10 protein-coding genes are annotated in these 13,049 nt (G+C 68.0%); 5 read left to right on the top strand and 5 right to left on the bottom strand.

Annotated elements, in window-relative coordinates; genetic code table 11:
• Window positions 1-18 precede the first annotated feature (18 nt).
• Window positions 19-831 carry a class I SAM-dependent methyltransferase gene (locus tag A5747_RS10545; RefSeq protein ID WP_198938164.1) on the bottom strand — a complete coding sequence of 271 codons (813 nt, stop codon included), beginning with the start codon at window positions 829-831 and terminating at the stop codon, window positions 19-21.
• Between the two features lie 2 nt (window positions 832-833).
• A complete protein-coding gene (locus A5747_RS10540) occupies window positions 834-1,304 on the bottom strand; it encodes a GbsR/MarR family transcriptional regulator (protein WP_076123768.1) in 471 nt (156 codons plus the stop codon).
• Between the two features lie 98 nt (window positions 1,305-1,402).
• Here A5747_RS10540 and A5747_RS10535 point away from each other — a divergent pair, with 98 nt between their 5' ends.
• The 3 genes from A5747_RS10535 (at window position 1,403) to A5747_RS10525 (ending at window position 4,001) form a co-directional block, all read left to right on the top strand.
• The gene (locus A5747_RS10535; protein ID WP_076123765.1) at window positions 1,403-2,644 is read left to right on the top strand and encodes a cytochrome P450; all 1,242 of its coding nucleotides are present in this window, start codon (window positions 1,403-1,405) and stop codon (window positions 2,642-2,644) included.
• On the top strand, window positions 2,644-3,219 hold the full coding sequence (locus A5747_RS10530; RefSeq protein ID WP_076123763.1) for a TetR/AcrR family transcriptional regulator: 576 nt from the start codon (window positions 2,644-2,646) through the stop codon (window positions 3,217-3,219). Before A5747_RS10535 ends, A5747_RS10530 begins: the two co-directional genes overlap by 1 nt.
• 236 nt (window positions 3,220-3,455) lie before the next feature.
• A complete protein-coding gene (locus tag A5747_RS10525; RefSeq protein WP_083667217.1) occupies window positions 3,456-4,001 on the top strand; it encodes a PPE family protein in 546 nt (181 codons plus the stop codon).
• A 12-nt stretch (window positions 4,002-4,013) separates the two neighbouring features.
• Here A5747_RS10525 and A5747_RS10520 read toward each other — a convergent pair whose 3' ends face one another.
• A complete protein-coding gene (locus A5747_RS10520; protein ID WP_076123759.1) occupies window positions 4,014-5,153 on the bottom strand; it encodes an acyltransferase in 1,140 nt (379 codons plus the stop codon).
• A complete protein-coding gene (locus A5747_RS10515) occupies window positions 5,150-6,838 on the bottom strand; it encodes a DEAD/DEAH box helicase (protein WP_076123757.1) in 1,689 nt (562 codons plus the stop codon). Before A5747_RS10515 ends, A5747_RS10520 begins: the two co-directional genes overlap by 4 nt.
• A 136-nt stretch (window positions 6,839-6,974) precedes the next feature.
• On the opposite strand from A5747_RS10515, the gene A5747_RS10510 reads away from it, so the two are divergent.
• Window positions 6,975-7,568, top strand: coding sequence for an LppP/LprE family lipoprotein (locus A5747_RS10510; protein WP_076123755.1), 594 nt, complete (start codon window positions 6,975-6,977; stop codon window positions 7,566-7,568).
• Window positions 7,569-7,625: 57 nt separating this feature from the next.
• Entirely contained in the window at window positions 7,626-11,030 is a 3,405-nt protein-coding gene (locus A5747_RS10505; protein WP_076123753.1) for a TM0106 family RecB-like putative nuclease, read from the top strand.
• Here the strand turns inward: A5747_RS10505 and A5747_RS10500 are convergent.
• A complete protein-coding gene (locus A5747_RS10500; RefSeq protein ID WP_076123751.1) occupies window positions 11,027-12,865 on the bottom strand; it encodes a DHA2 family efflux MFS transporter permease subunit in 1,839 nt (612 codons plus the stop codon). The genes A5747_RS10505 and A5747_RS10500 overlap by 4 nt on opposite strands.
• Window positions 12,866-13,049 lie beyond the last annotated feature (184 nt).

Below are 13,049 nucleotides of genomic sequence, written 5' to 3'. Positions count from 1 at the left end.
CGGCGGTTGGGGCGGGGCTCAGAACGCGAAGCGGTTCAGCACGTCGTAATTGCCCAGCGGCGTGGCGTTGACCAGCCGCCACAGCAGGCGCAGCGGTGCCGACGGTATGCGCTCGTAGAGCGCCCCCACGGCGGACTGCTCGAGGAAGCGCAGCCGCGGGTTCCAGCGCTCGAGTTCGCGGGCGTCGCGGATGCCCCACTTGGTGATGCCCTTGGTGAGCACCTTGGACAACCGCGGCCCCATCGGCGAGGTCGTGTCGAAGAGGAGCTCGCCGCTGCCGAACCGGTCCGTGAGGCTCTGCAGCAGCATGCGCACCTGGGGCTCGGTGATGTACATGACGAGACCCTCGGCGATCATCAGCATCGGGCGATCCGTCGGTATCTCGCCGAGCCAGTCGTCGGTCACCGACGAGCCGATCATCCGGTAGCCGTCGCGGTCGTCATACAGCTTGCGCCGCAACGCGATCACGTCGGGCTGGTCGACGTCGAACCACCGCACGGTTTCCGGCGGGTGCAGCCGGAACGCCCGGGTGTCCATGCCGCACCCGAGGTGCAGCACGACAGCTTCGGGATGGCGGCGCAAGAAGTCGGCGCTCCAGTCGTCGAACTGTTTGGCGCGCATGGTGACCAGGTACTGATTCGATCCGGGGTGCATGGCGCGGCGCATGCGGGCCCAGTCGTATTCGATGCGGTCCATGGCCTCAGCGGCCGCCGTGTCACCCAGAATCGGTGCTGGCGAACGGCTTTCGTATGCCCGCAGGTACAGCGTGCAGAGGTTCGTCCATTCCACCGACCCCCACCGCACGTCGCGGAAGTCGACTTTGTCCGTCATCGTCATGACTTTCTCTTTCCCTCCCGATATTCGGTCCACATCCGCATCAACTGGTCGCGATAGTCCCGGGTGCAGAACTCGCAGAAATCGCGGAAGTCCTCGACGCGCTCCCGCTGCTCGGCGCGGTCCTCCCCCAGCACCGACAGCGCGAAGTCGGCCGGCTCGATACCCAGACGCATCAGTGATAGCTGCGTTTCCATCACGCTGGTGAACCCGCCCGGCGTGACCCGGTAGAGGTGTTGACGGTTGGGGCTTGGCAACCGCTCGACCATGCCGCCTTCGAGCAGCTGCCGGGCGACGGTACTGATCGAGGCCTTGCTCACCGACAACGCATCGGCCAGCTGGCCCAACGACTGCTGCGGGGGATCGCAGATCAGTAGCCATCCGTATATCCGGCCCATGGTGCGGGTGGCGCCGAGGAGCTCGAAGAACAGCCCCATGCGGTCGACGAACTCGGCCTCTTCCGGTGACATCGCACTCCTCCTTGTTCAGTACGAACTGAACGTACTGTACATGGGTTGCCGCTGACCGGCACGTTGACATCAGCGTTGGAATGCCTTACATATAAGACATGTCGGTTGATCTGTCTCATAACGCACCCGCTGCGTTCCGGCTCGCCACCGCCGACACCTGGCCCAACCCCTGGCCGATGTACCGCGCGCTGCGCGACCACCACCCGGTGCATCACGTCGTCCCCGAAGGCGGACCGGATCGCGACTACTACGTGCTGTCCCGGCACGCCGACGTCTGGGCGGCGGCCCGCGACCACGAGACGTTCTCGTCGGCGCAGGGACTGACGGTCAACTACGACGACCTGGAAATGATTGGGCTGCAGGACAATCCACCTTTCGTCATGCAGGACCCGCCGGTGCACACCGAGTTTCGCAAGCTGGTGTCGCGCGGTTTCACGCCGCGGCAGGTCGAGGCCGTCGAGCCCAAGGTGCACGAGTTCGTCGTCGAGCGCATCGAGAGGCTCCGCTCCGACGGCGGCGGCGACATCGTCACCGAACTGTTCAAGCCGCTGCCGTCGATGGTCGTCGCGCACTATCTCGGCGTGCCCGAGGACGATCGGGCCCAATTCGACGGCTGGACCCAGGCCATCGTCGCGGCGAACACCACCGAAGGCGGCGTCAGCGGCGCGCTGGAAAGCGCAGGCGATGCCGTCGGGTCGATGATGGCCTACTTCACGCGGCTGATCGAACGGCGGCGGACGGAACCCGAGGACGACACCATCTCGCACCTCGTCGCCGCCGGAGTCGGCGCCGACGGCGACATCTCCGGCACGCTGTCGATTCTGGCCTTCACGTTCACGATGGTCACCGGAGGCAACGACACCGTGACGGGGATGTTGGGCGGGTCGATGCCCTTGCTGCACCGGCGCCCCGACCAACGGCGACTTTTGGTCGCCGACCCGGCGCTGATCCCCGACGCGGTGGAAGAACTGCTGCGGCTGACCTCGCCGGTGCAGGGGCTGGCGCGCACGGCCACGCGGGACGCGGCGATCGGCGACACAACCGTCCCGGCCGGCCGCAAAGTGTTGCTGCTCTACGCGTCCGCCAACCACGACGAACGCCAATACGGTTCGGACGCAGGCGAACTCGACGTGACCCGCCGCCCACGCAACATCCTGACTTTCAGCCACGGGGCGCACCACTGCCTGGGCGCGGCGGCGGCGCGGATGCAATCGCGGGTCGCGCTGACCGAACTGCTGGCCCGCTGCCCGGATTTCGAGGTGGACGAGTCCGCAATCGTCTGGTCCGGCGGCAGTTACGTCAGGCGCCCGCTGTCGGTGCCCATCACGGTGAAATCCTGATGCCCGACTGGCTGGCCTCGCACCGCAGCGAGGCGGCGGCGGACCGGATACTCGATGCCGCCGAGGAGCTTTACACGGTGCGCGACCAGGCATCGATCGGCATGAACGAAATTGCCCGTGCCGCAGGCTGTTCCCGCGCGACGCTATACCGGTACTTCGAGAACCGCGACGCCCTGCGCACCGCCTACGTGCACCGCGAGACCCGCCGGCTCAGCCGCGCGATCGCCGACGAGATCGACGGCATCGAGGATCCGCGCGAACGCCTGATTGCGAGCATCACCGCCACGTTGCGGATGGTTCGCGACAGCGCGGCATTGGCGGCGTGGTTCGCCGTCACCCGCCCCCCGATCGGCGGCGAGCTGGCCGAAAAGTCGGAGGTGATCACCGCGTTGGCCGCCGCGTTCGTGAGCTCGCTCGGTCCCGAAGAGCCCGCAGTCGTCGAACGCCGGGCCCGATGGGTGATTCGGGTGATCACGTCGCTGCTGATGTATCCGGGCCGCGACGAGGCGGACGAACGGGCGATGATCGAGGAGTTCGTCGTCCCGATCGTCACGCCGGTCGGCGCCCGTCACTAGTCGTCCACCCACGCGAGGACGCGGCGCCGCGCAACTATACCTATGTCTACTAGGGCTTTTTCGTCCAAACCGCTTTCTTGGGCGGCGCCGCAGCGCTATGTTATGGCCCATCGAGTTGTCGCAGAGCGATCGGTGGGGAGCAGACCAGGAGTCGAAGCGCGGGTGTCCGTGTGCGCACACGACGACGCGCTGCTACCGATAGCCAGCCAGCCGGCGCCACTCAGGAAGGATCGATAGTGACTTACCCGTGTTTGCCGCCCGAAATCAATTCGGCACGGATGCAAACCGGTGCGGGGCCGGGGCCCATGCGCGCGGCCTCATCGGCCTGGAGTGGGCTCGCCGGCGAATTGCGGTCGGCGGCGGACTCGTTTGCGTCGGTGACGTCGAACCTGTCGAGTGAGACGTGGCAGGGACCCGCGGCCGCAGCGATGGCGGCCGCAGCCGCGCCCTATGCCGCGTGGCTGAGCGCGGCGGCCGGGCATACCGAACGGGCCGCCGCCCAGGCCGCGGCAGTGGCGGCCTCGTTCGAGACGGCACACGCCGCCACCGTGCCCACGCCGGCGATCGCGGCCAATCGCGCTCTATTGGTGACGCTGGTGAGCACGAACTTTTTGGGGCTGAACACCCCGGCGATCGCGGCTACCGAATCCCATTACGACGAGATGTGGGCCCAGGACGTGACCGCCATGGCCCATTACCACGCCGGTGCGTCGTCGGCCTGGGCCGGGATGGCTCCGCTCACGCCGCTGCAGGCGAGGCTCCCGCAACTCGTCGCCACCTAATACCTAACCCGGTCAGTCGCGCACCCGGGTGAAACGGTGCAGCAGCCAGGCCAAGGGGATGGTCAGGGCCAGCGTCGCGACGTAGAGATACAGCATCGAGCCGGTGTAGACGTGGGCCCGCACCACATAGTCCATCGCGAACTCCATGGTCACCAGGTGGATAAGGAAGATCTCGTAGGAGATCTCGCCCAGCCACACCATGGGCCGGCTGGCCAGCAGCCGCGCATACAACCCCTGGTTACCGAGGGCCAACGGTGCCACCGCCAACACCGCGATCACGGCGTAGAAGCACGTCTTGTACAGCGCCTCCCCCAACGTTGCCGGTGAGGTGGTGGGCGCCCCCGCGATCGGGGTCGAGACTATGAAGTAGCAGATGACCGCCAGCGGTATTGCCACGAACGCATAGCACCGCACACCCATCCGCTGCAGCACCGTCAGCAGCATGCCGCCCAGGAACCAGGCCAGGTAGGTCGGTAGCCACAGCCGGGCGCCGTCGGGAAACCAGTGATCGGTATGCACCAGGACCAGCCATGCCGGGCTGAGCAACGCCATCGCCGCCAGCGCGCCGACAACCAGCCTCGGCTGCCAGCGCCGCCGCGAGACGAGCACCAGCAGCACGTAGGCCAGCAGGGGCAGCACCACGTAGAAGGCCGCCTCCACCGCCAGGCTCCACATCTGGGTCAGGCCCTGATGCAGGTACTTGCCGAGGTAGCCGTCGGTGTAGATCTGCGTCAGGGTGAGATTGCGCACCAGGCCCGTCCACGAGTGCCCGGGATTCGGTCCCGCCTCCCGGAAGTGGTACAGCACATAGGCAATCAGCACGGTGATGACGTAGGCGGGCATGATGCGCCGAACCCGGTGCCAGGCATAGCGACTCAGCGAGGGCGGCGGGCCATCGGTGGCGGCCGATTTGACCCACGGGCGGAACAGCAGGAAGCCGGACAGCACGAAGAAGATCGGAACGCCGATCTCCATCCGCGAGCCGACCAGACCCCAGTACCCGTGGGTGTACTTGCCGGTGGTGTAGGCGGCGTGGGTGCCGACGACCAGGAGGGCGGCGACCGCGCGGATGCCGGTCAGCGACGCGACTCGGTCCACATGGGCGACCTGCTCGAGCCCGCCCTGGGCGTCCCTCTCCTCGGACAGCGTCATCCGGCGCGTTTCTTGCGTGGTTTGGTCTTGCCGGAGCCTCGATCCGGCCGCAGGTCGATCAGCACGCCCGAGATACGCGTGCGTTCAAGCTTTTTCACGGTCGCCTTCGGCAATCTGGCCGGCAGCTCCACCAGGGAGAAATCCGGGCCGATCGCGATGTGGCCGAAATCGCTGCGGTGCAGTCCGCCCTCGTTGGCGATGGCGCCGACGATCGCGCCGGGGCCGATCTTGTGACGCTTGCCCACGGAGATGCGATAGGTGGCGAAATCCCGTGTCTGCCATGGCTTTTCGCGGCGTTCCCGACGCTCCTGACGCTCGCGCCGCTCGGGCGGCGGTTCGGGTGCCATCAGGAACTCCTCGCCGTCGCGCGACTGCAGGGCCAGCGCGGCGGCGATGTCGGCCATCGGGACGTCATGCTCGCGTTCGTAGTCCTCGACCAGCTTGCGGAACAGCTCGATTTCCGGACCGCCGAGGGCGCGGGTGATGGAATCGCCGAATTTCGCTACGCGCTGCGCGTTGACGTCCTCGACGGTGGGCAGCTCGGTCTCGGTGAGCGTTTGGCGCGTTGCCTTTTCGATCGCCTTCAGCAGGTGGCGTTCGCGCGGCGCGACGAACAACAGCGCGGTTCCCGAACGCCCGGCCCTGCCGGTGCGTCCGATGCGGTGCACGTAGGACTCGGTGTCGTGCGGGATGTCGTAGTTGAGCACATGCGATATCCGCTCCACGTCCAACCCGCGCGCCGCCACATCGGTGGCGACCAGGATGTCGATGCCCTTGGGGCCCCCGTCTCGCAGCGCGGCTATCGTCCGCTCGCGCTGCCCCTGCGGGATGTCGCCGTTGATGGCGGCCGCGGAAAAGCCTCGGGCGCGCAGCTTTTCGGCCACCTCCTCGGTCGCCTGCTTGGTGCGCACGAAGACGATCATCGCCTCGAACGGCTCCACCTCGAGCACCCGGGTGAGCGCGTCCATTTTGCGTGGCCCGGCCACCTGGATGTAGCGCTGCGAAATGTTCTCGGCCGTAGCGGTTTTCGCTTTGGTGGTGACTTCGAACGGATCGTGGAGGTACTTGGCGGTGAGCTTGCGGATCGGGGCCGGCATGGTCGCCGAAAACAGCGCGACCTGTTTGTATTCCGGTGTTTCGGACAGGATGCGCTCGACGTCGTCGGCAAAACCCATGGCGAGCATCTCGTCGGCCTCGTCGAGCACCAGGTAGTCCACCCGCGACAGGTCGAGCGTGCCGCGTTCGAGGTGGTCGATGATGCGGCCTGGCGTTCCCACCACCACGTGCGCGCCGCGCCGCAGTCCGGCCAGTTGCACGCCATAGGACGACCCGCCGTAGATCGACAGCACGTTGATCTTGGGCAGCTGCGCCCCGTAGCGGCTGAACGCCTCGGCCACCTGCAGCGCCAGTTCCCGGGTGGGCGCCAGCACGAGGGCCTGGGTCGCGTTGCTGGTCACGTCGATCTTGGACAGGATCGGGATTGCGAACGCCGCCGTCTTGCCGGTGCCGGTCTGCGCCAGCCCCACCACGTCGGAACCGGCCATCAGCGCCGGAATCGTCGCCGCCTGGATGGCGGTCGGTGTCTCGTAGCCGACGTCGGCGATCGCCCGCAAGACGGAGGGATGGATCTGCAGGTCGGCAAACGTCGTAGAAACAGCCTCGGGCGAGCTGTCGGGGAGGGTCATCGTCCCTGAAGTCTAGTGGTGACCGCGAGCTCAGCAGCGCTGAGCGTGGCGGGTCAGCACCAGATAGCGGCGGTGAGGGCGAGGTCAACCTTGGGCGCGGCATGCCTGCCACACCGTCGAGCCCGATGACGGTACGGTGCGCGATGTGTGGTCGCTACCCTGCCCTGCCGAGCCGCTGTCCGCCCTGTCCGTCGCGGTGGTGCTCGGCGCGGCGTTGACGGGCTGCGGCACGGGCGACTCCACGGTCGCCAAGACCCCGCAGGCAACGACAACCACGCCGGCGGCACCCTCTACCGCACCCGGCCAGGCGCCAGGGGCGACAGCGTCGCCCGGCGGCGCACCGGCCGACCCGTGCGCGGTCAACCTGGCGTCGTCCACCATCGCGAAAGTGGTCTCCGAGTTGCCTCGCGATCCCCGCAGTCAACAGCCCTGGAGCCCGGAGCCGCTTGCCGGCAACTACAACCAGTGCGCCCAGCTGTCGGCGGTGATCATCAAGGCCAACACCAACGCCATCAACCCCACCACCCGGGCGGTGCTGTTCCATCTCGGTCAGTTCATCCCGCAGGGCGTGCCCGACACCTACGGTTTCAACGGCATCGATGCGGCGCAGACCACCGGCGACACCGTCGCGTTGACCTATCCCGGCGGCATCAACGGCTTGAACACCGACGTGCGATTCCACTGGAACGGCAACGGCGTCGAGCTCATCGGGAACACCCCCGGCCACTAGGCAGATCGCTAGCCCGGCACCGCCGGATTGTCGGTCGCCTCACCTACAGTTGCTGCTGTGTTCGTCACCGGCGACAGCATCGTCTACAGCGCATCGGATCTCGCGGCCGCCGCTCGCTGCGAGTACGCATTGCTGCGCGATTTCGACGCGAAGTTGGGCCGCGGCCCCGCCGTCGTCGTGGAGGACGAGCTGCTCGAACGCACGGCCGCGTTGGGCCAGCGGCATGAGCAACGCGAGCTCGACCGCCTGCGCGCGGAGTTCGACGATGCGGTCGCGATCATCGGCCGTCCGGCCTACACGCTCGAAGGGCTGACCGCCGCGGCCGAGGCGACCCGGCGCGCGATCGCGGACCGCGCCCCGGTGGTGTATCAGGCCGCGATGTTCGACGGCCGCTTCGTGGGATTCGCCGACTTCCTGGTCTCCGACGGCGAGCGATATCGCCTCGTCGACACCAAGCTCGCCCGCTCCCCCAAGGTCACCGCGCTGTTGCAACTGGCCGCCTACGCCGACGCGCTGACCAGCATGGGGGTCTCGGTCGCGCCGGACGCCGAACTGCGGCTGGGCGATGGGTCTGTCGTGCGCTATCGCATATGCGATCTGATCCCCGTCTACCGGTCCCAGCGCGCCCTGCTGCAACGCCTGCTCGACGAGCACTACGCCGCGGGCACCGCGGTGCGCTGGGAAGACGAACGGGTGCGGGCATGCTTTCGTTGCCCGCTGTGCGAAGAACAAGTGCGCGCCACCGACGACCTCCTGTTGGTTGCCGGCATGCGAGTAAGCCAGCGGGACAAGCTCATTGACGCCGGCGTCACCACGGTCGCCGAGCTGGCCGAGCACCGCGGGCCGGTGCCCGACCTGGCGCCCGGCGCGCTGGCCAAGTTGACCGCCCAGGCCAAACTGCAAGTCCTGCAACGCGACACCGGCATACCGCGATTCGAGATCGCCGATCCCCAGCCACTGGCGCTGTTGCCCGAGCCCGACCCCGGCGATCTGTTCTTCGACTTCGAGGGCGATCCGCTGTGGACCACCGACGGGCACGACTGGGGTCTGGAATACCTCTTCGGAGTCCTGGAAGCCGGGCCCACCGGCACGTTCCGGCCGCTGTGGGCGCACACCCGGGTCGACGAACGCAAGGCACTGACCGATTTTCTGGCGATGGTGGCCAAGCGCCGCAAGCGTCGCCCCAACATGCACATCTACCACTACGCGCCGTATGAGAAGACCGCGCTGCTGCGGCTGTCCGGGCGGTACGGAGTCGGCGAGGACGAGGTCGACGAGCTACTGCGCAGCGGGACGTTGGTCGACCTGTATCCATTGGTGCGCAAAAGCATTCGGGTGGGCGCTGAATCGTTTGGCCTGAAGGCGCTGGAGCCCCTCTACATGGGTGCGCAGCTGCGCTCCGGAGATGTCACCACAGCCGCGGATTCGATCACGTCCTATGCCCGGTACTGCGAGCTGCACGACGCCGGCCGCGTCGACGAAGCCGCAACCGTGCTCAAGGAGATCGAGGACTACAACCACTACGACTGCCGGTCGACACAGGAACTGCGCAACTGGCTACTCGTACGCGCGTGGGAAGCCGGCGTCACACCCGTTGGCGCGCAACCCGTTCCCGACGGCGCCGCCGTCGAAGACCACGACCAGTTGGCGGTGGCTTTGTCGGCATTCGCCGGCGACGCCGCCGTCGGCGACCGCACCCCGGAGCAGACCGCGGTCGCGCTGGTCGCCGCCGCACGCGGCTACCACCGGCGCGAGGACAAGCCGTTCTGGTGGGCGCATTTCGACCGGTTGAACTTCCCGGTCGAGGAGTGGGCGGACAACACCGACGTCTTCGTCGCCGACCACGCGGCGGTGGACGTCGACTGGCACCTGCCCCCTCGCGCGCGAAAACAGCAACGACGAGTCCGGCTGCGCGGCGAGCTCGCACGCGGCGACCTGATGACCAATGTCTTCGCCCTCTACGACGCCCCGGCCCCGCCGGGCATGACCGACAACCCCGACCGACGGGCGGCCGGGCGGGCCGAGGTCGTCGAGGCCGACGATCCCGCGCTGCCCACCGAAGTGGTCATCCTCGAGCGAGTGGGCAATGACGGCAACACCTTTCACCAACTGCCCTTCGCGCTCACCCCCGGCCCACCTGTTCCCACCGTGGCGCTGCGCGAATCGATCGAATCGAGCGCCGCCACGGTGGCCGCCGGGCTGCCGCGACTGCCGCGCACCGCGATGATCGACGTCCTGCTGCGCCGCGCGCCCCGAACCCGCAGCGGCGCCCCGCTTCCGCGTGGCAACGACACCGCCGCCGACATCACCGCGGCGGCGCTGGACTTGGACGCGTCGTACCTCGCGGTCCACGGGCCGCCGGGGACCGGCAAGACGTACACCGCCGCCCAGGTGATCAAGCACTTGGTGACGCACCATTCCTGGCGCGTCGGCGTGGTGGCGCAATCGCACGCCACGGTGGAGAACCTGCTGGACGCCGCGATCGACGCCGGGCTGGAGCCCACCCGGGTCGCCAAGAAGCGCTATGACCGCCACGCCCCGCGCTGGCAGGAGATCGACAGCGGCGACTATGCGGCCTTCGTCGCCAGCTCCGCGGGATGCGTGATCGGCGGCACCGCATGGGATTTCGCCAATCCCGCTCGGGTCCCCCATGGCGGCCTGGATCTGCTGGTCATCGACGAGGCGGGCCAGTTCTGTTTGGCCAACACCATCGCCGTGGCACCGGCGGCCGCCAACTTGCTGCTCCTCGGCGACCCGCAGCAGCTGCCCCAGGTCAGCGAGGGCACGCATCCGGAGCCGGTCGACACGTCGGCGCTCGATTGGCTGGTCGACGGCCATCGCACGCTGCCCGACGAACGCGGCTACTTCCTGGACCGCTCGTACCGGATGCACCCGGCGGTCTGCGCCGCGGTCTCGGCGCTGTCCTATGAGGGCAGGCTGCATTCCCACGCCGAGCAAACCGCCGCGCGGCGGCTGGAGGGATATCAGCCCGGCGTCCATGTGCTTCCCGTTGCCCACCAAGGAAACTCGATCGAAAGCCGCGAGGAGGCCGACGCGATCCTCGCCGAGATCCAGCGTCTGCTCGGGGCCGCGTGGACCGACGAGCGCGGCACCAGGCCGCTGAGCGCCGCCGATGTGCTGGTGCTCGCGCCGTACAACGCCCAGGTGGCGCTGGTGCGCCGGCGGCTGGCGTCGGCCGGTATGGGAGCGGTCCGGGTCGGAACCGTTGACAAGTTCCAGGGCGGGCAGGCGCCGGTGGTCTTCATCTCGATGACGGCCTCATCCGTCGACGAAGTGCCGCGCGGAATCTCGTTCCTGCTCAACAGGAATCGGCTCAACGTCGCCGTCAGTCGGGCACAGTACGCGGCTGTGATCGTGCGCTCGGAGCAGCTGACCGAGTACCTGCCCGGCACGCCCTCCGGCCTGATCGACTTGGGCGCGTTTCTGGCCCTGACGGGCTAGCGACCGGACGAATGCCGACCGTAGCCAGTGGGGTCGTCGTCCCGATCGGGACGGTAGTGCTGTCGTCGCGGGGCCTCGCCGGCGGACTCGAACGGCCCGGACTCGAATGGCGCAAACTCGGCGACGGGACGGAAGCTGCGTCCGATGTCGACATGAGAGCCGTTGTGCGCGAAGCCGATAGGTTGTGCGCGCGGCGCAGCTATCGGCGCCTCCGGCGCGGGCGTGATGCCCGGTTCGCGGCGAAGGATGAACTCGACGTAGTCGTCGTCATCGTCGTCGTAGTCGTGGTCGATGAGGTCCTCATCGGCCAGTGCCGGCGACGCGAAACCGGCCAGGAACAGCGCGGCAACGATCCCGAACAACGCGATGAACGCGGGCAGCAGCAGCGATTGCGACATCGCGGCGGAGAACGGCTCGCGGAGGAAGCCGGGCAGCTGCAGGGTGATGGCACCCTCCGAGGCATCACCGGTGGTTGCCCGCGCGGGCATCTGGGCACTGATCCGCCACGTCATGAATGCGGCCATCGCGGCGCTGCCGAGCACCGCGCCGAGCTGGCGCACCGAGTTGTATACGGCGGAGCCCGCGCCGGCCAGATGCCCCGGCAGGTTGCGCGTCGCGGTGGCGGTCAACGGCGACCACACGAACGCGCTGCCGATGCCGATGACGCCGAACGGCAACAGCAGCCGCCAGATCGGCGTGTCTGGGGTCATCTCGAACACCAGCCACGTCAGCCCGATCGCCACCATCGAAAAGCCGAAGCCGAGCACGGGCCGCGGGTGATATCGGTCGACCATCACGCCCGCGAACGGCGCCAGCACGCCGTTGGCGATCGCCACCGGCGCGATCACCAACGCCGAGCGCGTGGGCGAGAGCCCGCACACCGCCTGCGTGTAGAACATCAGCGGCAGCATCGTGGCCGTCGACGCGAACGCGATGACGGCCGCCCCGGCGTTGCAGAGGCTGAAGTCGCGGTCGGCGAAGATGTCCAGCGGTATCAGCGGCTCGCGCGTGTTGACGGCCTGCCAGTAGACGAAGACCGACATGCATCCGACACCGGCGACGATCGTCGCCCAGATCCACGGTTGCCATCCCGCGGCCTGGCCCTCCTGCAGGCCGAAGACGATCAGGAACATGCCGATCCCGGACAGCGCGACACCGATCAGGTCGAATCGATGCGCCTCGGTCGGCAACGCGGGCACCAGCCACAGCGCCATGCCCAGCCCGATGACCCCGATCGGGACGTTGACGAAGAAAATCCACTCCCACCCCAGGCCGCCGACCAGCACTCCGCCGGCCAGCGGGCCCACCAGCGTGGCGACGCCCGCGGTGGCGCCCCAAAGGCTGACCGCGACACCGCGCCGCTCCGGCGGGAAGATCCGGGTGATCGCCGACAAGGTCTGCGGGGTGAGCACCCCGGCGCCGATGCCCTGCACCACGCGGGCGGTGATCAGCATGGCGACGCTGCCGGACAGCCCGCACCACAGCGACGCCGCCGTGAACAACGCAAGACCGGCCAGGTAGAGGTTTTTGGTGCCGAACCGGTCCCCGAGCCGGCCGGCGACCAGCAACACCACCGCATAACCCAGCAGATAGGCGCTGGTCACCCAGACCACGGAGGCGTACCCGGTGTGTAAGTCGGCCATGATGGTCGGGTTGGCGACCGCGACGATGGTCGAGTCGACCATGATCATGAAAAAGCCGATCATCATCGCCCAGAGCGCGTTCCACGGGTTGGCGTTTGACGGGAGCGTAAATTTCCAGCCCCCAGTGGGCCTGGCACGACGAGGCCCCGCGCGCCGGGTTTCCCCGGCCCACCTGGGCGACGCCGTGGTCATGCCCCTCACCTCGCTTCAGCTCCCGACGATGCTCTCCGGTCTATTCGGGCCCTGCATGCCCGAACTGCTCGACCGGCGTGCCCCATGAGCGGGGTGCTACACCCTGTATCCAGCGTGCATTATTCCGCGCGAGGCAATTAGCGGCAGCCGCGGATCGAATGCCGGGCGAAAAAGGCGCGCTTTT

Source organism: Mycobacterium sp. IS-836 (genome assembly GCF_001954275.1).
GTDB lineage: Bacteria > Actinomycetota > Actinomycetes > Mycobacteriales > Mycobacteriaceae > Mycobacterium.
This window is presented reverse-complemented; position numbering and strand designations above follow the sequence as displayed.